Genomic DNA, 22,479 nt, shown 5'->3' on the forward strand with positions numbered 1-22,479 from the left:
TTGGTCGTTGATAGCGATTGGCTAATAAATTTCCTATTACCCATTTAGCCATTACCTGACATAAAAACACACAGTCGCTACATGATGCTTCGATTGTTGATGCCCCTAGAGGGCATTGCAAATCTTTTGGAAAACTTATGTGATGAATGATTGAGAGTCAAATTGTGTCAACTTTATCAAAAAGTAATGAGGATACAGCTGTTGAGTTTAGCAGGGCTAATAGTTTTAGCCCCAGGAATAATCACTGGTTGCGCTCCGGAGCAAACTCCAGGTGAACCTCAAGCGCAAGTTCCGTCACCAACTCAGTCACCATCACCGCAGCAACCAACAGGAACACTTCAAGTTCGCGCTAATGGTGAGGAAAGAGCCAGAGAAGGCTTAGTCAGCAAAGACGGGTGGAGAATAACTTTTGACCATGTATACGCTACCATCGCAAACGTTACTGCCTATCAAAGTCAACCACCGTTTGACGCAGAACAAGGAGGCGAGATTCAAGCTCAAGAAAAAGTCGTCGTACTTGACCAAGCGACAACGGTAGATTTAGCGCAACCTGGTGACGGTCAAGATTCAGTTTTAGTTGCCGAAGCAGCGAATGTACCAACTGGTCAATATAATGCGCTTTCTTGGCAAATGATTCCAGCCACAGAAGGTCCTGCGCAAGGTCAGACTATAGTTATGCGTGGTACAGCAGAGAGAGCAGGGCAAACAGTTAACTTTGTCTTAAATATCGATAGAGAATTTGAATATATTTGTGGAGAGTATGTTGGTGACGAACGCAAAGGAATCGTTCAAGCAGGTGGAACGGCTGACTTAGAAGCAACTTTTCATTTAGATCACCTGTTTGGTGATGGCGAAGCTAGTCCCGACGATTCCATAAATCAAGGTGCATTGGGTTTTGACCCTATAGCTGCGTTAGCGCAAAACGGGAATGTGCAAGTTAATATGGCACAGTTGCAGTCACAAGCTCCGCAAGTTTATCAGCAACTTCAAGAAATCTTGCCATCGCTCGGACACGTTGGCGAAGGTCATTGCCGAGAAGCTAAAACGCAGACTACTGGCTAACGTCTATTAATTAGGAAGAGTGTTTTTCCCTCGTTGTTGATTTACAAATTAATTACTTTATTATGAATTTTAAGTGGAAAATAATTGTTCCCTTCGCTTTGCTTTCAGTTTTTGGCTCATCAGCTAGCGCGATCGCACACGGCGTGCGAATGCAAGCACGAGAAACGCAAGCAATTGAGGTGAATGCAGAGTATGACACGGGCGAACCAATGGCACAAGCCCAAGTGATTGTCTATGCGCCTAACGACCCTGCGACTCCTTGGTTAGAAGGTACGACCGACAAAAATGGAAACTTCATATTTACACCAGACGCTTCCCAGCCTGGAAATTGGTCAGTTCAAGTGCGCCAAGCAGGTCACGGCGGTATTGTCAATATCCCTGTAGAAGGCGATCGAGCGCCGACGGAAGAAAATACTACTGTAGCAGCGCCAGAACCAGAAACAAACACTCCGCGTGTTGTGACTAACGAATCGGCTAATTTTACCCCCTTACAACTGATCTTAATGGGAGCCTCTGGCGTTTGGGGGTTCATTGGCACAGCTTTGTTTTTTATGCGCGGTAATAAGAGTAATTCTGACCTGCGACGTTCGGAGTCCCAAAATGGGTAATAAGTAACCGTAGATAAATTCTCGTTGCCAACGACCAATTACCGATTACCAGCTACCAGCTTCTAAATTACTATCTATTATCTATGCACATTCCTGACGGTATCCTTCCCGCTTCGATTATTGTTGCAGGTTACGCGACTACTGGCGGGGTCACGTGGTACTCACTGCGTCAAATCAAGCGCGATCGCAACCCACAAGAAAATATTCCTAAAGCATCGTTACTAACAGCAGCGTTTTTTGTTGCTTCTTGGATTCATATTCCCGTACCACCAGCGAGCGTTCACTTAATTTTGAATGGGCTATTGGGAACTATTTTAGGATACTATGCGTTTCCGGCAATTCTCATTGGCTTATTTTTTCAAGCCGTGATGTTTCAGCATGGGGGATTATCAACGCTGGGAGTCAATGCTAGTATGTTTGGAATTCCGGCGCTTTTGGCGTATCACCTGTTTCAGTTGCGTTACAAAATTGGCAAGAATAATCGCGTGTGGACAGGGATATTTGCGTTTCTCGCTGGCGCAGGTGGATTAGGGCTTTCCGTCGTATTATTTTTCATTTTGATCATTACGAATATTCCGGCAAATATTGATGCAACGGTGGAACGCAATGCGATTTATGGACTTGTACTTGCTCATATTCCATTAATGCTCATCGAGGGCGCGTTTACCGCAGCCGTCGCTTTATTTCTCATGCGCGTTAAGCCGGAATTGTTGGAACAATGACACGCGGATTAGACGCCTATGCTTATCTGAAGTCTCCAATTCACCGCTGGGAAGTGCGATGCAAACTTGTCTCGCTTTTGGCGTTGATTTTTGCCTTTGCTTTTGTACAGCAGTTAATTTTGTTACCAGCAATGGTTGTCGTGACGTTGATTTACTACGGTATTTCGCGTCTACCAGTTGCTTTTTTGCTGAAGCGGTTGCGTTATCCTGGTTTTTTTTTGGCGGCGATCGCGATTCTCTTACCCTTCAGTGTTGGCGATACAGTCATTTGGCAAGCAGGTTTCTTGGCACTGCGACAAGAAGGATTACTCGCGCTAATATTAATCATTACTAGATTTTTGTGTATTTTGACCGTTGGTTTGATTTTGTTCGGTACTGCACCATTTCTAACGAGTATTAAAGCAATGCGCGAGCTTGGTTTACCCGCCGTTTTAGCTGATATGACGCTGCTTTCGTACCGCTATATCGAACAATTTGGCGAAGATTTAAGAAGAATGCAAACAGCAATGCGCTTACGCGGGTTTCGAGTTAACAACTTAAGTCGGCGTAATTTAACCGTTTTAGCATCGCTCATCGGTAGCTTATTAGTGCGGAGTTACGACCAATCTCAGCAAGTTTATCAAGCCATGATTTTACGGGGGTATGGTTGCGTTCCTCGACGCCGTCAACGCTTCAAAACTCATGCTAGCGATCTTGTCGCCTTGGTTGTGACTTGTTTTGTTGCAATAGGGTTTGTCGTTGCAGAGATCGTCTTGGCATCATGAAGCAGCAAGTCCCCGTTCAAGTAGCGATCGCAATCCAAAATCTCTCTTTCTCGTATCAAAACAGACTGAAGGTTTTACAAAATATCAATATAATTATCCATGCTGGTGAAAGAGTTGGTTTAATCGGCGCTAATGGTTCTGGGAAAACGACCCTCTTTTTGCTAACGTGCGGTGTCTTGAAGCCTACCGCTGGAAACATAATACTTTTTGATAAACCAGTCGCGGTGGGAGAGTTTCGTCCTGAAATTGGTTTAGTATTTCAAAATCCCAACGACCAATTATTTTTGCCTTCAGTGCGGGATGATATTGCGTTTGGTCCTGAGAATATGGGATTAACTGCAACCGAAGTTGAAGAACGCATTCAAGAAGCTGTCTCACTGACTGGGGTGCAGAATTTAATCGAACGGGTTCCGCATAATCTCTCCGGCGGTGAGAAGTGTATGGTTGCAATTGCCGGAGTTTTAGCGATGCGTCCGCAAGTTGTTTTGTATGACGAACCTTCGGCTAATTTAGATATGCGTTCTCGGCGGCGTTTGATTCAGTTCCTTCAGCGATCGCCGCAGACAATGATGATCTCTTCCCACGACTTGGAACTGATTTTAGAAGTGTGCGATCGCGTACTTCTTCTCGGTGAAGGTCAAATTGTTGCTGATGGCAATCCTCGCGACATTATGAGCAATCAGCAGTTGATGGAAGCACACGGTTTAGAAAAGCCTTTTTCGCTGATGAACTTATAGACAAATGTATCGGTGTCCAACACGGATAAACTGTTCAGTTGTCCACGCATCATCTTCGGCTTTTGCACGGTTAGTAGTATGAACTGGTACAACATATCCCCAACTTTGGCTGAAGTTGATTAACTGTTCGGTTGTCCAGCCTTGGTTGTTACTTTTGTTGCGTTTCATATTGATTTTCTCCTTTGGTGTTACTGAGTAATGGTTATAGATTAATGTGTTTGTTGCCTACGCGGATAAATTGCTCAGTTGTCCACGCATCTTGCTTTGCTTTAGCCTGAGCAGCTTTGGCAGGAAAAACGTACGCCCAGCTTTGGCTGAGATTGATTAACTGTTCGGTTGTCCAGCCTTTGTTGAGATTTCTCATATCAGTTTTCTCCATTAGTATTACTTTATGTTTCTAATATAGAAAACCGTTACATAAGATACAAAAACTAATCTGCATGTTTGTTATGAACAGCTTCGATAGATGATACTAAACCGATGAAAGCGCTTCTTGTGCAAGCGAGTATGGCTTGGCGCGAATTGTGACTGGGCGTCTAGCGCCGGTTATATAGCTTTAGTTAACAGAGTTAGAACATTATAAAAGCTCGTAGTGACTTATCTGACTAGAGTTTAACCTTGACCTCTGACCCCTGACCTCTGCTATTTAGCTTATAGTTGCTAAAGATGCTGATCTTGAATGAATGTTACGCGACCCCAAACTTTTAGTACTGCTGCTAGCTGGCTCGTTGACAACAATGACAGGAGGAGTTGTCGCACCAGTTTTACCAGAGATTATTGAACACCTGCAACTTGATGCTGGATTAGCCGCTAACTTAGTCAGCGTGCATAATTTGACAATTGCACTCTTTAGTCCACCATTAGGTATTTTGGCAGATCGTATCGGGCGATTAAAAGTTTTAGTACCTGCACTCATTTTTTACGCTTTGTTTGGTGTCGCAGGCGCATTCATGCACGATTTTTGGTCACTCCTACTTTTACGCGCTTTGTTAGGTGCAGCCAGTGGTGGTATTGCAGCAGCGAGTCTTGGTTTACTTGGAAGTATGTATGAAGGACAAGCGCGATCGCAAGCTTTAGGACTTGCAACAAGTACACTGACAATCACAGGAATTACCGATCCTTTACTTGGTGGTTGGGTAGGTGCAAGTCGATGGCAAAATGCATTTTATCTCTATGGAGTAGGGCTACCAATCGCATTCTTAGCTGCTGCTATTCTTAAAGAACAACCACGAAAAACAAAATCGCCTCAAGTTCAAGCTGGATTACGCCAGGTATTGTTACAACGCCACACATTAAAGGTATTAATTGCCCTCAGTTTAACTTCTGTAGCAATGTATGCAGTAGTAATCTATGCTCCTTTGTACCTCGATGCAACGATCAATGCAGATACACTGCTAAATGGCATCGTTTTAGCATCGCGGGCGATTGGTGCTGGGGTTATATCAGCGTTTGGTGCAAGTAAACTAGCAAGACGTTTAGGTGCTGCACGCGCGATCGCATTAGGATTTGGATTAATGGCAGTGACTTTAGCCGTCATTCCGCTACTGTACCAAGTGAGTTGGATTGTCGTTAGCGCGATTATTTTCGGCGTTGGCTTTGGGATTGTGCTACCCAATCTTTACAATGCTTTAGCGAATCTCGCACCCGATCAGTTACGCGCGAGTATCTTAGCAATTGGTACAGGAATGGGCTTTTTAGGACAATTTCTCTCACCGATTTTGCTTGCACCAGTCCTCAACTATGCTGGTATAGAAGCAGTATTTTATGCTGCTGCTGTGATTGCGGTCGGCACAGGAACGATCTTGTTAGCGCCGCAGCGGTAAATAGTATCTATAACATCTGGCGAATCTTTTTGAGTTTTTGTTGGCGATCTGAACTACAAAGTGCGATCGCTACACTTGCTAAAATATGCGGTACAGCAAGCAAATTTCCTAAATAAGTACGCCACACACTCCAAGAAAACACGGCTCTAGTTGTAGGAACTATATGCCAAAAACGATTGACTGAACATACCATTTCATCTCCTAGTGCAGTAACTTCATGCCACCAACCCGCAGGAATATAAAGTAATTCTCCTTGATTAAGAATAAATTCGTACTTGTGTTGCAGGGCTATTTTTAAATTAGGAAAAGCTTCAAAATCAGGTTTCTCAGGATATACCTGACTAAACCAAGAACGCAACTTTAAACCATGTCGTAAATGAATTGATAGTGGAAACGGATAAAGATTATACATCTGCGAAGGAGGAAAAAGCACAATTTTTTTAGCACCATGCATTTGCATCAAAGTGCCATCAACAGCATCAAAATGCAAACATTCAATGTGACCTCCTGGACCTACCCAAATATTAAAATCACTCATAGCTTTGTGCAACCCTAGATGTTCGCCAACACTATTTAAAATATTTTCAGGGTCAAGCGATGTATTTTTAATCGAACACTTTGCTAAATAAATATCATGTTCGCGTGCTTGGCGATCGCGTATCAATTCAGCATATTTATTAAAAGGTAATTTTTGTCCTTCAACGCCGCTACCGATGTTTTCCCACTGCCGTTTATCATACTGATATCTTGCATGACCGTAATATCTCAAGAGGAACTCTTGTTCGCCTAAGTTTTGACGTAAGTACTCTAAGTTCCAGTCACAATCTTTAAGTAATCCTGTAACAATAACTGGCTTACCTACTTTCTGGTATTGCTCAAAAAAACTTTTTGCTGTAAGATAAGATGCATCAACTCTTGCTACTTGATTGTCTTTTATAGAGTTAATAAAATTCGATTGTGTTAAACTATTCATAATAATTAATACACTTTTTTAACCATTTAAAACCAAGCTATCTTATTCTATTACCCATTACCTATTACCAAATACCTCCTATTACAAATCAAACCTCTTTTCTACCGATAAACCAGCAAGAAAATTACGATCTTCGCTAATGTGAGGAAACTTCAATTGCGAATCAGGAATTCCTCTTTGTAACTGCCGTTGGCGGATAGTTGCAAAACTTCCAGGAGCTAAGATTTGTAATTGTGGATTGGGAATTGCATCTCTACGACTAATTTCATAGTGCGTATTAACTTCTTGCAACTTGCAGTCAAAACTTTTAAGAAAAGCTAATGGATCGTCTAACTTGTATCCTGGCGCTAACTCAATATTAACTATATAACGTGCCGGAAAATCATTTTCAGATAAGGTAATGCAGAAATCTTCTAGCAGTAAATTAAACTCTTGTTGTAAAGCTTGCATAACTTGTGTGGCATGAAATTCTGTTGTTTTCTCAGTTGTTGAAGAAACAAATCCGCCACGACGATGCAAAAATACAATGAGTGGAGCAGTGTTGTAAAACCCAACAACTTCAACAACATCACCAATATCATAACGGTAAAAGCCACAATAATTTGTAATCAAAATGCGGTAGCGATCGCCTACTTTAACTTCAGTCGCTAAAAGTGTTTTGGGCTGTTCTGCTTCCCACTGATCTTCTGGTATAAATTCAAAGAAACAACTTTCAATTGCTAAAACACTACCATCTTGATTAACATCAGGGTAAATGCTAAATATACCTTCAGCAGAAGAATAAACAGCACCAAATATTGGAGTATCTTCAAAATAAGCGGGAAATCGTTGAAAATAAAAATCTGAAGTTCCTCCTCTAGCTGTAGCAACGAAAGATAAATTTTGCCATGCCAGTTTAGGCGTCAGTCGTCCTTGTGCGTGTAAGATTTCGCTTAATTGGGCGGCGCGTTTTGGTGATGCGATCGCCATTTTTTCTAACTGATGGCGCATTTCTGGTTCAATTTCTAACCAAGGTGCAATCGTTCCTTTTGCTAAATCTTGAATCAAATCTTCAGCATAACGCTCTAGATAATGACAAGTGCGTAAAATCAGCATGGGGAAGTTAGCGATCGTACCCCGCATCGTCGGTTCTCGCAGGGCGAATAGTAAACACGCGTAATGTCTTGCCAGGCTATTACCCAGTTGCAGGGCTTCGTAAGGATGCGCGAAAAATTGCCGATAAAGTCGCTTATCCATCCGCAAAACACCCGCGCTTGATGGTCCATAATCGATATTGCCAGTGGTACGTCCCCATTTTTGTACAGAGTTAGTGACTAAGAGTTTGCCAAATTGGCGATTTTGTCTGGCGAGTGCTTCACTTAAAAACCCGATACTTGTTAGCGTTGCTTGACGGACAATATTTTGCGATCGCCTGGTTGTGGGAATCAGTTTTTTCTTACCTGTCGATCCACTGGTGAGTGTCAAGTAAACGACTGGATCGGGAGTTAGAATATTCGGTTCACCTTGCGCAATCCTTTCAGTGAAAGGTTCGTAACTGCTATAAGGTAGAACTGGAACTTGTGCGCGAAATTGGTCAATTGTTTTAATTTGAGCAAGTTTATACTGTTTCCCTAGTTCTGTATTACTCTGTACAAGCAGCAAATCGCGTAAAAACTGTTCTTGTATAGCATCTGTAGCAAGAGTTTTTTTCACAAAGTTTGCCTTGACACGTCGAGCAAAAGCGGTCAAAAGTGAAGGTAATATTTCCATTGATGTCATGCTCTATTTGGCAGCGAAGGAGCAGAAGTAAGATTGCACGATTAGTAAGGATACTGATTTATACCAGAAATTACCTAAAATAGTCTCAAATTTAACGAGAACTTAAATGAAGTTGAAGCGGTGTTAGGAGGCGCGATGTTTGCTGTACGCGGTGTATTGATTGGAGTCATCTGTTTTGTTTTGGCGTTCGTCTTAGCAAGTTTGGTGGAATACTGGCTACATCGATTGATGCACGTTTCGCAGCGAATTGGCGAACGTCACCGCGATCATCACCGTCGCAATGAAGGACAAGGCGTGATTTGGGAATTTCGCGATTATGTGCGCGGTAGCTTCGTTGTCATGATTGCTGTCTTTTTCCTTTCTTTAGAAGCCGGAATCGGTTGGTTTCTGGGAGGATTAATTTATGCTGCGTTTTCAGCTTATGCGCATCAACTACAGCACGAAAACCCGAAAAAGTGCTTTTGGATGAAAATGCCCGTTCATTATGTCCATCATAAGTACGGTATGTGGCATCACAACTTTGGTTTAGCTGTCGATTGGTGGGATCGCGTTTTTGGAACTTACAAGCCTGTAGAATGGCTGACTGAAGAAGAATTATCTCAACCAGAACGCGGTTATTTACAACTGCGGTGGTGGTAATTACACTGACGGAATTTATATTTAAGCCTCTCCTCAATGATACGCTCTGCCCCGCGATAGGATGGTCATGATTTGAATTCACAGGTGCGATCGCTCAGTAATGTATAAGTCATCTGCACGACAGCGACAGCCGACTGAAACATCTATTCTGAAGTTGTCACTAGGTGTATCTTGCATAACAGCAGGAATTGGCGTTGTATTTGGACTCATTAGTGAATCCAACGCCATCATTCTCGATGGAATTGCTTCCGCCATTAGTTTAATTTCCACTTGGTTGAGCGTGATTGCTTCTCGATTGGTGTTGAAACCGGAAAATGAACGATTTCAGTTTGGATACCGACACATCGAGCCATTAGTCAATTTTGTGCGCAGTCTGATCGTTGTTGCGGTCAGTTTATATGCTGTCTTGACGGCTGTGGTGCAGATCAGGCAAGGAGGTCGCTCAATTACTGATGGCTGGGTCTTAGCCTACGCCCTCGTAACTCTCATGGTTTCTGCTTTGATTTATACGTATCAAATGCGCTATGTGGCTCGAACCGGCTCGACGAGTATTCGACTGGAAGCTCAGGAGTGGTGGATCGACTGTTTATCTAGCTTGGGCATCTTGGCGGGTTATGGAGTTGCCTTGTGGTTAGAGCAACGTGGGTTTATGCGCATTGCAGCGCTGATCGATCCAATTTTGGTATTCTCGATCGTGGCAATTACGCTACCTTTTCCTGTTAAAACTCTACATCAAAACTTGCTCGACATTCTGCTGATTGCTCCTGACGAAGAAATCCAACAGAAAATTCGCAGTACTGTAGCAAAAGTTGGCTCCCAATACGGCTTTGAGCGCTTTCGCCTACATACATCTCAGTATGGTAATTCACTGGATGTGGAAGTCAATATCATTGTCGATGACTCGTTTGTCATTCCTGGAGTTTCTTACCTCGATCGAATTCGTCAAGACATCTGGGAAGGGCTGAATATGCCGTCGTACCGTCTTTGGCTAGTTGTGTGTTTTGTTGGAGACGAGCGATGGGCATGATAATGAGAATGCCGTTAACTACAAAAAACGTCTAATCAATAAAGAATTTGTTATTTTTGTTGGCTGTAGAGACTTGGGGTGGTATTGTTCCTACAACACATTGGCAATTTTCTCTAAGATAGGGGCATACGCTGTGAAATATTTCCAAGAAGCAAAAGCTCACTTTGTTGCCAGCCACCAGCACCCGATTAATCAGTTTCTTCATCATTTGACGAATATAGTTGCGATCGCCGCTGTCGTCTTTTTGTTCTACGATTGGCGACTCACCATCGTCTGTTTGGTTTTAACTCAAGTTTTTGCTTTAGGCGGTCATGCTTTTTTCGAAAAGAATGAACCTGCGTTTGTCAAGTACCCAGGGATAGCAATTTTAGCTGCAATGCAGTGGTCATTTGAGAATTGGTTTGGTTTACGCCAAGTTTTGCAACAGATTAATTTAAGTAAAAATTAGCTATTGACTTAAAGGACGATTCATGTACCAAGGTTTACCTGTTATTGATGCAGATGCTCATAAGCTCGAAAATCCACTGGTAATGCGCGATTATATCGAGCCAGAATATCGCGATCGCATTGGTTTAGTTATCGATAGTCTTGGCGATCAAAGAGCAAGAATCATTGACTTTAACCCCGCAACCGGAAAAAACGATTTGATGCGGATGTTTCCCCAACCGCAGGGAATGGGTAAAGGCGGTTTTCGCAATTTGCATCCAGAAACGACCTTAGGCGCCATGTTTAATCGCATCCGGATCGAACACATGGATCGCGAAGGTATTGACGTTCACGTGATTTACGGTACGTTGAACTTAATCTTTTCCAGCATTCTCGATAAAGACTTGGCGATCGCGCTTTGTCGTGCGTATAACAACTACATGGCGGATGACTGTCGCGGCTACGATAACCGCCTCAAACCCATCGGTGTAATTCCGCTACAAGATGTTGACGCCGCAGTTGCAGAGATGCATCGTTGCGTAAACGAACTAGGAATGATTAGCGTTGCGGTAGCGCCTAATATGCCCATTCCGCACCCCAAAGCACCGGAAGCGTTTCCCGATATCCGCAGTTGCAAGACAATTAGCCATCCAGACTTTCGCCCGATTCTGCAAGCAGCAGTTGATTTAAATATTGGTTTGGGAATTCACGGCGGACCAGGTTCTTACATGGTAGGCGGAATTTCAGATTATACCGAAACTTTTGTCCTCACCCACATTTTCGTACAACGCAACCAACAACAGCTAGCATTAGCACGGATGGTATTTGATGGGGCATTTGAGCAATTTCCTACCTTACGTGTCGGATTTCTAGAAGGTGGTTGCGGTTGGGTTCCCGATTTAGCCCATGCATTCCACGAACATTGGGAAAAGCGCATTCGCGATTTCGATCCAAAACATCCTTACCGCCCGTCGCTGATGGAATTTACCAAGTTAATGATTCAAGAACGCGGGACGCACAATAACGTTAACTTAATTAGTCAAGCGAAAAACTTGTTCGATTTATTGTGGAACAAGCAACACGATCCGACAAAGATTGAAGATGCAAGTTTGTACGAACATTATGACTTGCGCCACCGCGATCCTTTAGAATACTTCGAGCGCGGACAAATTTTCACTTCGTTTGAATCCGACGATCCAGGTCCTGCGTATCTCCACATTGCCATGGGTGAAATTGGCAAACACCTTGCTTGCTTCTCTGGCGATTACGGTCATTGGGATGGCGTGTTACAAAATTGCGTCCATGATGCAGCAACAGTAGCCGATTACGATCGCGAACACTTAGGCTTACTGCTGGGAGGAAATGCCTTGGCATTATACGGCGATCGCTTGCGCCAATCATTACCAGATCATCTCCGCACGCAAACTGCACTCAAAAATTAGCGGTCAGAGATCGAAGATCGGGGTGGCTAGTGACTAGTTACTAGCTGTTAAGCACTCTTGACACGAACCACTAACTACTAACCACTAGCTCTAAAACACAATGCGCGTACTACTTTTATATCCGCTTTTCCCCAAATCTTTCTGGTCATTTGACCGCGCACTAGAACTGATTGGGCGTAAAGTCTCATTACCCCCTTTGGGGATGATTACAGTAGCAGCTATTTTGCCTCAAACGTGGGAATTTCGCCTTGTAGACCGCAATGTCCGCGAAGAAACTGAAGCAGATTGGGCTTGGGCAGATTTAGTAATTATTTCTGGCATGATTGTCCAAAAACCCGATATGTTGCATCTAATTCGCGAAGCAAAGCGACGGGGTAAATTGGTAGCGGTGGGTGGTCCTTATGTAACTTCTGTTCCAGATGCAGCGCAGGAAGCGGGAGCAGATTTTCTCGTTTTAGACGAAGGCGAAATTACTCTACCACTTCTAGTTGCGGCACTCGAACAGGGTGAAACGTCAGGAATCTTTACTGCTAAAGGCGATAAACCCGATGTCACTACTACACCAATTCCGAGATTCGATCTGCTGGATCTCAACGCATATAACGAGATGTCCGTGCAGTTTTCGCGGGGCTGTCCTTTTCAGTGCGAATTCTGCGACATTATTGTATTGTATGGACGCAAACCTCGGACTAAGACTCCAGCCCAACTGATTGCCGAGTTACAGACACTTTACGATCTAGGCTGGCGGCGTTCCGTATTTATGGTCGATGACAATTTCATCGGTAACAAGCGCAATGTTAAGCTATTGCTGCGCGAACTTGGTCCTTGGATGGCAGAACATCAGTATCCGTTTCGCCTCGCAACGGAAGCATCAGTAGACTTAGCCCAAGATGATGAGTTATTAGAATTGATGGTTGCAGCAAACTTTACAGCTGTGTTTTTGGGAATCGAAACACCGGATACGGATAGTCTAGCGCTAACTCACAAGTTCCAAAATACACGCAACTCGCTGATCGAATCAGTTCAGAAAATTAACTCTGCGGGCTTGAGCGTTATGGCAGGTTTCATTTTAGGATTTGATGATGAAAAACCTGGCGCAGGCGATCGCATTATCGATTTTGTCGAAGCAACCGCAATTCCTAAAGCAATGTTTGGGCTACTACAAGCCTTACCTAACACTGCACTATGGCAACGACTGCAAAAAGAAGGACGACTCTTAGAGGCAAAGCAAGAAACTGAAGGTCATCAGATGACTCTCACGAATTTTATACCAACACGTCCGTTACCAGAACTTGCCCGCGAGTATGTTAGTTGTTTCTGGGAACTGTATGAACCGCGTCGCTATCTATCAAGAGTGTACCGTCACTTTATGGCAATGAAGCCAGCCCCCCACAAAGCACCGTTTCGGATGTTAGAACCTATCGAGATGCGCGCCGTATTGATTATCTGCTGGCGACAAGGTTTCAAACGCAATACTCGATTTCAGTTTTGGAAACAGCTATTTGGCATTATGCGGCATAATCCAGGTGTTTTTGTTCCTTACTTGAGTAACTGCGCGCTCATTGAACACTTTATTCAGTATCGCCAAATCGTTCGCGACGAAATTGAAGCACAATTAGCTACATTATTAAAAGAGGAACCTAGGGAAGATATATCAGTAAAAACCTATGCTGTGTCGTCGAAGCAGTAGCAGATTTGATTGAGTGTCTAACACTATTGCGGCGAACAAACCCTACCTACGAATTTATAGTCGATGTTACTCTCACTATAGCTACAGAACTATTCTCCCTTAACCCCCGACCCCTGACTGCCTCTATAATCTTTTCATGGTTTCAGTTGCCCGCAAAAATCTCTTAGAAGATCTACCGCGCTTTCTTGTCGCCCAAGCAGGAATCATGTTTGCTGTAAGTTTGGTGACGATTCAGACAGGGATTTTTAATGGCTTTACGCGCTCAACCACACAAATTATCGAACACTCGCAGGCAGACATCTGGGTAACTTCCGAAAGTATCGTCCATCTGGAACTATCTTTACCAATTCCTGCCAGTAAAGTTAATGACGCACAAAAAGTTGCTGGTGTCGCCAGCGCGGAACCTTTAATCTTAAGAGGTGCTATTTGGCGCAACTCATTGCAAGATATTGTCTTGGTACGAATCATTGGTTTTGATCCGAATGGGCAATTGTTTACACCCAAAAATGTCACGCAAGGAAATGTTAGCGATCTAGCACAGCCATACACAGTGATAGTAGATGGCACGAATCTGACGACACTAAATGTAAGTAATATTGGGGAAGTCGAAGAAATCGCAACTTTGCCCGCACGAGTTGTCGGTTTAACGCAGGGAAATCGCTCGATTGTTTCTAATCCTTTCGTATTTACTTCTTTGGCAAATGCCAATGCCTATGCAAATTCAGGTCAAAATGCAACTTTATCGTGCAAATTACAAGCAGGTTCGTCAGATATTCAATGTACTAATGTCTATACGCCACCCGATCCTGAGACAACTGCTGCGCCAAAACCTTTAGCAGCCTCTGATTTAATTACCCATGTCTTGATTCAGGCACAGCCAGGGGAAAATCTACAAGTACTCAAGCAAAGAATAGAAGCTGCACTACCCAATACCCGCGCTTTTACACAAGCAGAACTCATCCGACACAATCAACAATTTTGGCAGCAGCGTACAGGAATTGGATTTCTTTTGGGACTTAGCACGGTTGTGGGTGTGATTGTTGGTGTTGTCGTCGTCGGACAAATTCTTTATTCTTCAGTATCAGACCATCTCAAAGAATTTGGTACGCTCAAGGCAATGGGTGCTTCTGACTGGAAGATCTATGGCGTGATTGTCGAACAGTCTTTGTGGATGGCAATTTTAGGCTATGTGCCAAGTATGATTTTATGCTATGGCGTAGGAATTTGGACGATGGCAACGCAGGGAATTATGATTTTGATTACACCTGTAAGTGCGATCGCAATTTTTGGTGTTACTGTCTTAATGTGCGTTGGCTCTGCTGCCTTTGCGATTCAGAAAGTCACTCGTGTCGATCCGGCGATTGTCTTTAAAGCATGATTGACGCGATCGGTGACTAGTGAGGAGTGGACGAGATAACTTACGACTACCCACTAGCCACTCACAACGCTACTTCTCGTCTTCGTAATACATCGGTGGCTCAACCGCGAAGTTGTCTAGCCTACCTGATTCATCAACAACATAGCCATCGGTAGTTGGTAATCCTGTTCCTTCTTCTTGTTCTGCCAAGGCTTCAACTTGATGGACGCTTTCCTCTGGGTCTGTATTAGCCGGTATCACAGCGTCTGGAGGATTAACGTCAATGGTTTGTGCCATTTGTACGCCGTAGTGATTGTCGCCTGGCGCGCCTCGCCCTGGTTCAGCTTCACGCGGATCTTCTGGTAATACTTGCTCTGGTTCGTTACTCATAGTAATTTACTGTTTGTTTTAAACTTGAGTTAACTGCTCAATATTCTTTGAAAATATCTCACTATGTACCCGACGTATCTCTTTCGCAGGGATTAAATTAACGAAGATTTAACACTAAAACGATTAGCTAGTTGCCAATTGCTTTAACTCGCTGCGATCGCTAAAGTTTAAGCGTCGTTTCCAGGTAACAAGGCTTTTAAAACGGTAGCAACTCCTAATGTTGCAGCGGCGACAACACCCCACTTAAGTGGTGGGTTTTTATCTAGCCAGTCGGTAAAACTTGGTATGGTCAGGTTGCTGAAGTCTCCCTCTACTCGGTCATAGCCTTCAATTGGTTCAAATACGTTGTGTGGTGCATCTTCTGATTTGGGTTCGTTGGTTCGTTGTCCCACAAATCCGATCGCTAGCAACAATGCATCGACTAGTTGCGGGGAGACTTTCTGTAACAGATCGACAACCTTGCCGACATCTCCTACGATAAAATCCCGTGTCGGATGTTCAGCAGCATACAGAATAGCATCTGCAACTAAGCTAGGCTGATAGTAGGGTGGAACTCCTGTTGGTTTGACACCTAATTTAGTACGCACTTTGTTGTAGTAAGGTGTATTAATTACCGACGGCATAATATTTGTCACGCTGATGGGAATGCCTTCATGCATTAATTCGACACGTAGAGATTCTAAAAGTCCTTCTACACCATGTTTTGAGGCAGAATAAGGACTTTGTAATGGAATCGCGCGTCTTGCTTCTACTGAGGAAATACTAATAAATGCACCACGTCCTTCGCGTTTCAGGTGCGGTAGTGCAGCCATAGCGCCGTATGCTTGTCCGGTAAGGTTAACATCAATAACGCGCTTGAATTCTTCTGGCGCGATCTTCTCGAAGGGCGCGAGTACACCTGTTGCAGCCGCATGAACCCACGTATCAAGTCTGCCGTAAACTTGTACAGCTTTATCGGCGATCGCTTTTACTTGCTCAAAATCGCTGACATCTGCTAGCACATAAATTGCGTCGCCACCCATGCGTTGAATTTCTTCGACAAGCGATCGCAATCCTGATTCACTTCTTGCTGCAACGACAACCTTCGCTCCACGCTTGGCAAATTGTAGTGCTGTTTCTCTGCCAATTCCACTCGACGCACCGACAATTGCAACCACTTGTTGGTTTATTGGTTTTAGCTGAGTCACTGTTACTCCTAAAATTTTTGCACCCTTATTACTTTCTGCAAGCAATATTTATGAACTTTTATTAATTAAGTTATAAAAATTTTAAAGAACTAGACATCAGCCATAAGGTTGACAAGTGGAGAGATTTGAGCATCTGGAACGCAACTTAAAGACCGGATCGCTCTTCATCAGTTTCAAGTTTTGCGCGATACTTCGGTTTAAGCAGTTGTCCCCAACGGCGATCGTAAGGATGAACTTGTGTTGTCGGATTGTTATCTTGGTAGACGGGACGCCCTTCATTCACCCACTGAAAGATGCTACCTTCAAGGTTGTATACATGCTTGTAACCCGCCTCAGCTAATTTAGCCGCAATTTTCGCGCTACGATAGCCGACTGAGCAATAAACCACAATTGGAGTCTCTGGCGATTGAGGTAAAGCAGATAAATCAGGTTGCTGGGGATCAATGTGTTGTGCTTGTTGCAGATGACTTTGTTGATACTCTATGGCATTGCGGGCGTCAAGTAAAACAGGCTGTGGCTGTTGAGAATTTAGCCATTGTGCTAATTCCTGAGTAGTTAGCGTTTGAACGTGGGGAAACTTACGCTTAATGAAGCGCTTCAAAATCCCAAAAGCAAGCGATCGCCAACCCAACAACCCGACAGCGCCCAATGACACCACGATTAAACTCCAGATAATTTTGCTATCCAACTCAGTTGTCATTACCACCAGTCATCGATATACGATTCTTGCTGCACCTTAAATTATTACGAAAAGTTTAATATTATGCGAGTAAATGGTTCATACAATAAAGATTAATGTTAGGATTTGGCAACTTAGATCGTCTAGGTAACTGAATGTTTTTCAACACTCTTGCAGAACTTTCACGTACTCACTGCATTGCCCTGTGTGCAGTTTTAGTTCCGGCTAACTTGATTGCTACGTCGCTAACGATGCTACTCACTGGACTACGGCGTCCTCTATCTCAAGTATGGCAATCAGCAGGAATTGCAAGTAGCTTTGCTGTGTTGATGTTACTGCACGTCTGGACTTGGTTTATGGTGGGAGTTGTTATGGCTCCAACGTATATCTTGCTATGCTTGGCAAGCACTTGCTTGTTAACCAATCTTGCCTCAATTGTCGTTGCTAGACGCCTCGCTGCAAAACAGCCTGTAGCAGCCCAATAATTGTTGCGATCGCACGCATCCGCAAAGAGTTCAAGATAACTTCCTAAGTAGCCAAAGTTATTTTGAGCTAGTTTCAATTAGATTTTTAACGAATATTATCTCTTATTCAAGTAGTTGGCTCAAAAAGTAGCTGTGACTACTTGTTAATTCTTATTTAGCTATTAATGACTTGAACACTAAGATAACTTCCAAAAAACTATTACCCCTTACCCATTACCATATTCATTAGTATATCTTTTGCTTTGCTATCCGAACTACTTCTAGTTTAAATACTTAGGCTTTTTGGCATAGAACTAGCGATAGATGAATAAAGAAAAGCTAAAAGATTAATTTCAGTATATAAGTTTACTGAAATTTTTATGCTTACTTCACCTCAGCAGCTAAAAGATATTTTTTTTTGCCCAGAAGAGTCTAATTTTTATGCTTTTTGCATAGAATCATTAGTATTAAATCGTTGCCCTGCTTCAAAAGAAATTGTAGAATTTGGCTCTGGTGATGGTAGTCCAGTCATTAAATCACTGCTAAGAACAAGATTTCCTGGTGTAATACATGGATTTGAAATTAATCATTTAGCTTACGCAGCTGCCCGCTCTAAAATAGAAGCTTTCGGGTTGGCAAGTCATTATATAATACACAATGCATCCTTTTTTGATGCAGCCCATCAAGCTGATTATCTAATCTCGAATCCCCCGTATCTTCCTGCCAAGGATAATAGAATCTATCAACCATTCTTGCATGGAGGCATTGACGGAATTACAGTGACACAAAAGCTTTTATCTTTGGACTATGAAAATGTATTAGTCATGATTTCTAGCTACTCTAATCCTGAAAGTCTTATAGACTACGCAATAACAAAAGGTTATGTTACTGCTGACTTTATCGTTTCACCATTAAAGTTTGGTTACTACAGTTCTGACCCTAAAGTGCAACAAAGAATTACCGAGTTGAGAAAAAACAATCAAGCTTTCTACTCAGATAATATTTATATGTTAGCTGGTGTTTTATTTACAAAGCAACACAAATTATCTTCCAATTTGTCAGAAGAATTGGTTCGAGTAATGACAGCTTTATAAATTTTCTTGCTATAGAATTATTCATCAAAATACGCCCCTCAATTATCGATAATGAGGGACGTACATTCATTTTATTGAACTGCCAAGCGATCTGCTTCTTTTGCGGATTGTACAATCGCGACTCCGGCGCGATCGCCCATAAGTTTTTCTTGGTCGTATCCTAGTAATAGCTCCCAGGCTTGTTCAGGATACTTATCAGCTAAAGGTAAAGCAACATCATCCAACATCCAACGTCCGTGACGTTCGTCTTCGCGAATGTGCAACTCCCAGTAACCCATTGCTGCTTGTGATAAGCCCAGGCGTTGTGCGGCAGTAAGATAGTTACGATAAGCCGCAGGACCTGCTACCTCGAAGTAGGTTAACCCGCCGTTATAGCGTAGGAAATAACGCTTGCATTCTGTAACAAGAAAGTTATGGTTAGCACAAGCTAGCACTTCCCAAGGAACTAAATCAAAGTAGGCTTCGGGTTCAGTCTTCATGCCAAACTCGGATAGCATTTGAGCAAAATACGTCGAGTGCTTGCGCGATAAGCGACCGTTGCCGTATTCTTCAAGTAAAACTCTGGTAAGTGTTGCTTGTATTTCATTTGCCGCACCACCCAGAATTCGCGAAAGGCGGCTTCCTTCGACTAAACCATCGAAAGAACCAATCGCAAGTATCCGGCGATATCCGGCTTCAGTTGTTTGTTCGCGGATATAACGACTATCCTCCGATAGTGGCGGGTCGAGATCGCGCGCGCCGCGTTCGATTAGCCCTTGCTTAACATCTTCTTGTTGCAGTGCTGCAACGTCGATTTGGGCGAGTTCCCATGCTTGCCAAGGTGCTTCGATGCGATCGCGTATGCTACGTAAGTACGCGGAACGTTCGTTCGTATAGTGGCGTAAATCGTCGTACCAAAATAACTTCAGGCGGTTAATGCGATACAATACACGCTGTAAAAAGCGATGGGCAGCCGCATCTCCAGAATCGGCGTGATAAGCTTCTTGGATAGCGCGATCGAGCGATGCTTCAAATTGACTGGCAAGTTCGGGTTGGGAAGCTAATTTTTTGTCTAAATCTATCATGTCGAGCAGTTCTATAAATTGCTGCTCGGCGTCATTGTATACACTTTGGCGTGTTTGTGTAATCATCGCTGTACGCGGTAATGCTTCAGATAACATTGAACAAGTACTTACAATTGTCCGTAATGCTTGCGTCGCAATACTCCACTCTAGAGGTAGATCATTGCACAGACAAGAAAGATGCTAGATTCACTCTGAAACAGTTGAAGTGAGTGTAAGTTAAATGAAAGTAGCAATTACAGGCGCCACAGGATTTGTCGGTAGTCGCTTGGTAGAACGCCTCCACGCGCAAGGCGACCAAGTGTTAGTTTTTACGCGTAATTCCACCAGCGCACAGCGGGTGTTTCCCAAGGAAGTTTATCCGAATGTAGAAATAGTGGCGTATAGCCCTCGCGAATCAGGCGCTTGGCAAAACGCGATCGCAGGTTGTGATGCAGTAGTCAATCTAGCGGGAGAACCGATCGCCGAAGGCAGGTGGACACCCCAACGCAAGCAGGAAATCTTCCAAAGTCGCCAAGTTGGTACGCAAAAAATTGTCGAAGCGATCGCTAAAGCAAACCCTAAACCCAAAGTTTTAGTCAATGCTTCTGCAATCGGTTACTATGGCACGAGTGAGACGGATACTTTTGATGAATCAAGTTCATCGGGTAACGATTTCTTAGCCGAAGTTTGTCGCGCTTGGGAAGCGGAAGCACAAAAAGTATTAGACTATGGCGTTCGTTTAGTGATTTTAAGACTAGGTATTGTTTTAGGAATGGGCGGTGCGATCGCGCGGATGGTAACTCCCTTTAAACTTTTTGCCGGTGGTCCTATTGGTAGCGGGCGACAGTGGTTTTCGTGGATTCACCGCGACGACTTGGTAAGTTTAATTATTACCGCAATTCAACGGGAAGATATTCAAGGCGTGCTCAATGCTACCGCACCTAATCCTGTACGAATGGCGGAATTTTGTCGAACGATGGGAGAAGTGATGAATCGCCCTTCTTGGCTACCAGTACCTGCTTTTGCGATTGAGGCTCTTTTAGGCGATGGCGCGATTGTTGTGCTAGAGGGACAAAGAGTCTTACCGCAACGCGCCCAAGCTTATAATTTTGAGTTTCAATACCCGCACGTTAAACAAGCGTTAGCAGATATTTTGTCATGAAGCTTTGCGCGATCCTTGTTAACTTTTAGGTTGTTGTAAGTTTAATCGTTTGAAGACCCAACTGATTAACCCACTAAGTATTGAACCAGCCATCAGGATACCAATCGCAGGTGTAAACACTGGCTGCCATAGTTTGTACCACAGATCTAACCCCAGCGGAATGTGCAGCGCGTGACCTATTACTGCGATCGCTAGCCAAAAAAAGCTTAGTAAAACAAGAAAAAAATCTGCAACTAAAGCAGTGTTTAACCAGTTGAGTAATTTCTCTTTCATTTATTTAATTTAAAAATCATTGCACCTTTTTAACCTTGTGGCTAGATTCTTTGTCTAGCCCATATCCTTTAGCTTTTTAATCAAACAACCAGCTATGGACTCGCTGGAGACTTTTCCACTCAGGTTTGCGGGTTAAACCATCGTCAATACTTTGTTTAATTTCTTCGCGCATTTCCGAGTCAATCATTATCAATTGCATCGCACGATCGACGTGTTCGCGTACTCCTTTTTGACCTGTTTCTAGCATAGCGACGGCTAGATTAACGCGCGCTTGAGGGTCGTGGGGATGTAATTTTACTGCTTTTTGCGCGGCTTTGTACGCTGCGTTAGGTTTGTCATTAAGTAGATAAATCCACGCCAGACACGTCCATGCTGCACTACTTTTAGGTGCGCGATCGCATAGTTCTTGAAAAACTGCAATTAAATCGGCTGGATCTTCGCCAGCTTTGTAACGTTCTATAGCCGTTTCAAATAAAGAGCTAACCGTTTCTGTCATTACTGAGTAAGTGAAAGACAATCAATGTATCTTAAAAAGACTGGTAATTGGTAACTGGTCATTGGAAAGCATCTCTAATCCTTATTACCCATTACCGATTACCTGCCTAATGCCTGAGGATATACCAACGTATTACACCCCAAACGATTTACCGCATCCACAAGTTTGGCTAGCGTTGGGGTTAGTAAATTGAAATCCACCACCAATCATCGCATCGCTATAGTCGAGCATTAAACCGTAGAGATATAACATACTTTTACGATCGCAAACAATTTTGAAGCCATCGTAATCAAAGACTTCATCATCGCTACGAATCTTGCTAGGATCTTCGAAATCCATCATGTAGGACATTCCCGAACAGCCGCCTTGACGAACACCGACACGCAAACACAAATCTTTTCCTTGGCGATCGCGGAGAAATAGTACTTGACGTAAAGCTGCTTCACTGAGGAGAATACCGCGTTGTTGTGAGGGAACTGCTTGCACCATAGTCGATCGAACTCCTGAGATTTTTAGCGTAAACTGATGTCAGCTTTTTCGTTTATTTTAACGGTTTAGATACAAAGGTTTGAGGAATTATACTTTGCTTTTGTAAAAGCACTCCAAAGGTTTCTATCCTAGTATTGATGGGTTAAATACATATAAGCTTTTTAATCCGCAAGC

At 43.3% G+C, this 22,479-nt stretch carries 26 protein-coding genes; 15 read left to right on the forward strand and 11 right to left on the reverse strand.

All coding sequences use genetic code 11. The annotated features are described in order from the left end of the window. The first annotated feature begins 186 nt into the window (after positions 1-186). The 5 genes from B1A85_RS04900 to B1A85_RS04920 all read left to right on the forward strand — a co-directional run bounded on the left by B1A85_RS04900 (position 187) and on the right by B1A85_RS04920 (position 3,893). On the forward strand, positions 187-1,062 hold the full coding sequence (locus B1A85_RS04900; protein WP_210404184.1) for a hypothetical protein: 876 nt from the start codon (positions 187-189) through the stop codon (positions 1,060-1,062). 62 nt (positions 1,063-1,124) lie between these two features. Continuing rightward, on the forward strand, positions 1,125-1,670 hold the full coding sequence (locus tag B1A85_RS04905; RefSeq protein WP_104545763.1) for a carboxypeptidase-like regulatory domain-containing protein: 546 nt from the start codon (positions 1,125-1,127) through the stop codon (positions 1,668-1,670). 83 nt (positions 1,671-1,753) lie between these two features. After that, entirely contained in the window at positions 1,754-2,392 is a 639-nt protein-coding gene (cbiM, locus tag B1A85_RS04910) for a cobalt transporter CbiM (RefSeq protein WP_104545764.1), read from the forward strand. Continuing rightward, positions 2,389-3,156, forward strand: coding sequence for a cobalt ECF transporter T component CbiQ (gene cbiQ / locus B1A85_RS04915; protein WP_104545765.1), 768 nt, complete (start codon positions 2,389-2,391; stop codon positions 3,154-3,156). The genes cbiM and cbiQ overlap by 4 nt, the downstream gene beginning before the upstream one ends. Next, complete coding sequence (locus B1A85_RS04920) at positions 3,153-3,893, forward strand: energy-coupling factor ABC transporter ATP-binding protein (RefSeq protein ID WP_104545766.1); 741 nt, start codon at positions 3,153-3,155, stop codon at positions 3,891-3,893. The genes cbiQ and B1A85_RS04920 overlap by 4 nt, the downstream gene beginning before the upstream one ends. On the opposite strand, the gene B1A85_RS23825 is transcribed toward B1A85_RS04920, so the two are convergent. Then, complete coding sequence (locus B1A85_RS23825) at positions 3,888-4,061, reverse strand: hypothetical protein (protein WP_168192345.1); 174 nt, start codon at positions 4,059-4,061, stop codon at positions 3,888-3,890. The two genes, B1A85_RS04920 and B1A85_RS23825, sit on opposite strands and share 6 nt — an antisense overlap. A 34-nt stretch (positions 4,062-4,095) precedes the next feature. Continuing rightward, positions 4,096-4,257: a hypothetical protein gene (locus B1A85_RS23830; RefSeq protein WP_168192346.1), complete on the reverse strand. Its 162-nt coding sequence runs from the start codon at positions 4,255-4,257 to the stop codon at positions 4,096-4,098. A gap of 319 nt (positions 4,258-4,576) precedes the next feature. Between B1A85_RS23830 and B1A85_RS04925 the strand changes: the two genes are divergently transcribed. Next, positions 4,577-5,716: an MFS transporter gene (locus tag B1A85_RS04925; protein ID WP_104545767.1), complete on the forward strand. Its 1,140-nt coding sequence runs from the start codon at positions 4,577-4,579 to the stop codon at positions 5,714-5,716. 7 nt (positions 5,717-5,723) lie between these two features. On the opposite strand, the gene B1A85_RS04930 is transcribed toward B1A85_RS04925, so the two are convergent. Next, a complete protein-coding gene (locus tag B1A85_RS04930) occupies positions 5,724-6,689 on the reverse strand; it encodes a cupin-like domain-containing protein (RefSeq protein ID WP_210404185.1) in 966 nt (321 codons plus the stop codon). 81 nt (positions 6,690-6,770) lie between these two features. Then, positions 6,771-8,447 carry a GH3 auxin-responsive promoter family protein gene (locus tag B1A85_RS04935; RefSeq protein ID WP_104545768.1) on the reverse strand — a complete coding sequence of 559 codons (1,677 nt, stop codon included), beginning with the start codon at positions 8,445-8,447 and terminating at the stop codon, positions 6,771-6,773. A gap of 135 nt (positions 8,448-8,582) precedes the next feature. Between B1A85_RS04935 and B1A85_RS04940 the strand changes: the two genes are divergently transcribed. From B1A85_RS04940 to B1A85_RS04965, 6 genes are all read left to right on the forward strand, one after another. After that, the gene (locus B1A85_RS04940; RefSeq protein ID WP_104546304.1) at positions 8,583-9,086 is read left to right on the forward strand and encodes a sterol desaturase family protein; all 504 of its coding nucleotides are present in this window, start codon (positions 8,583-8,585) and stop codon (positions 9,084-9,086) included. Between the two features lie 100 nt (positions 9,087-9,186). After that, positions 9,187-10,113 (forward strand): cation diffusion facilitator family transporter, encoded by a 927-nt coding sequence (locus B1A85_RS04945; RefSeq protein ID WP_104545769.1) that lies wholly within the window; start codon positions 9,187-9,189, stop codon positions 10,111-10,113. Between the two features lie 133 nt (positions 10,114-10,246). After that, positions 10,247-10,561 carry an Mpo1-like protein gene (locus B1A85_RS04950; protein WP_104545770.1) on the forward strand — a complete coding sequence of 105 codons (315 nt, stop codon included), beginning with the start codon at positions 10,247-10,249 and terminating at the stop codon, positions 10,559-10,561. 22 nt (positions 10,562-10,583) lie between these two features. Continuing rightward, on the forward strand, positions 10,584-11,981 hold the full coding sequence (locus B1A85_RS04955) for an amidohydrolase family protein (RefSeq protein ID WP_104545771.1): 1,398 nt from the start codon (positions 10,584-10,586) through the stop codon (positions 11,979-11,981). A gap of 100 nt (positions 11,982-12,081) precedes the next feature. Beyond that, a complete protein-coding gene (locus B1A85_RS04960; RefSeq protein ID WP_104545772.1) occupies positions 12,082-13,671 on the forward strand; it encodes a B12-binding domain-containing radical SAM protein in 1,590 nt (529 codons plus the stop codon). A gap of 136 nt (positions 13,672-13,807) precedes the next feature. Beyond that, positions 13,808-15,049 (forward strand): FtsX-like permease family protein, encoded by a 1,242-nt coding sequence (locus tag B1A85_RS04965; RefSeq protein ID WP_104545773.1) that lies wholly within the window; start codon positions 13,808-13,810, stop codon positions 15,047-15,049. A 69-nt stretch (positions 15,050-15,118) separates the two neighbouring features. On the opposite strand, the gene B1A85_RS04970 is transcribed toward B1A85_RS04965, so the two are convergent. The 3 genes from B1A85_RS04970 to B1A85_RS04980 all read right to left on the reverse strand — a co-directional run bounded on the left by B1A85_RS04970 (position 15,119) and on the right by B1A85_RS04980 (position 17,305). Next, a complete protein-coding gene (locus B1A85_RS04970; protein ID WP_104545774.1) occupies positions 15,119-15,418 on the reverse strand; it encodes a hypothetical protein in 300 nt (99 codons plus the stop codon). Positions 15,419-15,585: 167 nt separating this feature from the next. Further along, positions 15,586-16,605, reverse strand: coding sequence for an SDR family oxidoreductase (locus tag B1A85_RS04975; protein WP_104546305.1), 1,020 nt, complete (start codon positions 16,603-16,605; stop codon positions 15,586-15,588). 145 nt (positions 16,606-16,750) lie between these two features. Beyond that, positions 16,751-17,305 (reverse strand): rhodanese-like domain-containing protein, encoded by a 555-nt coding sequence (locus tag B1A85_RS04980; protein WP_104545775.1) that lies wholly within the window; start codon positions 17,303-17,305, stop codon positions 16,751-16,753. A 134-nt stretch (positions 17,306-17,439) separates the two neighbouring features. Between B1A85_RS04980 and B1A85_RS04985 the strand changes: the two genes are divergently transcribed. Together B1A85_RS04985 and B1A85_RS04990 are read left to right on the forward strand one after the other, a co-directional pair. Continuing rightward, on the forward strand, positions 17,440-17,769 hold the full coding sequence (locus B1A85_RS04985) for a hypothetical protein (protein WP_104545776.1): 330 nt from the start codon (positions 17,440-17,442) through the stop codon (positions 17,767-17,769). A gap of 359 nt (positions 17,770-18,128) precedes the next feature. Then, positions 18,129-18,842, forward strand: a complete 714-nt coding sequence (locus B1A85_RS04990) for a methyltransferase (RefSeq protein ID WP_104545777.1) — start codon at positions 18,129-18,131, stop codon at positions 18,840-18,842. A gap of 71 nt (positions 18,843-18,913) precedes the next feature. Here B1A85_RS04990 and B1A85_RS04995 read toward each other — a convergent pair whose 3' ends face one another. Continuing rightward, positions 18,914-20,002: an iron-containing redox enzyme family protein gene (locus tag B1A85_RS04995; RefSeq protein ID WP_104545778.1), complete on the reverse strand. Its 1,089-nt coding sequence runs from the start codon at positions 20,000-20,002 to the stop codon at positions 18,914-18,916. Positions 20,003-20,126: 124 nt separating this feature from the next. On the opposite strand from B1A85_RS04995, the gene B1A85_RS05000 reads away from it, so the two are divergent. Next, the gene (locus tag B1A85_RS05000; RefSeq protein ID WP_104545779.1) at positions 20,127-21,047 is read left to right on the forward strand and encodes a TIGR01777 family oxidoreductase; all 921 of its coding nucleotides are present in this window, start codon (positions 20,127-20,129) and stop codon (positions 21,045-21,047) included. An 18-nt stretch (positions 21,048-21,065) separates the two neighbouring features. Here B1A85_RS05000 and B1A85_RS05005 read toward each other — a convergent pair whose 3' ends face one another. The 3 genes from B1A85_RS05005 to B1A85_RS05015 form a co-directional block, all read right to left on the reverse strand. Continuing rightward, positions 21,066-21,320, reverse strand: coding sequence for a hypothetical protein (locus B1A85_RS05005; protein ID WP_104545780.1), 255 nt, complete (start codon positions 21,318-21,320; stop codon positions 21,066-21,068). A gap of 76 nt (positions 21,321-21,396) precedes the next feature. Continuing rightward, complete coding sequence (locus B1A85_RS05010; RefSeq protein ID WP_104545781.1) at positions 21,397-21,816, reverse strand: M48 family metallopeptidase; 420 nt, start codon at positions 21,814-21,816, stop codon at positions 21,397-21,399. A gap of 132 nt (positions 21,817-21,948) precedes the next feature. Beyond that, positions 21,949-22,305 carry an iron-sulfur cluster assembly accessory protein gene (locus tag B1A85_RS05015; protein WP_104545782.1) on the reverse strand — a complete coding sequence of 119 codons (357 nt, stop codon included), beginning with the start codon at positions 22,303-22,305 and terminating at the stop codon, positions 21,949-21,951. Between the last annotated feature and the right edge of the window lie 174 nt (positions 22,306-22,479).

The organism is Chroococcidiopsis sp. TS-821 (assembly GCF_002939305.1).
Taxonomy (GTDB): Bacteria; Cyanobacteriota; Cyanobacteriia; order Cyanobacteriales; family Chroococcidiopsidaceae; genus Chroogloeocystis.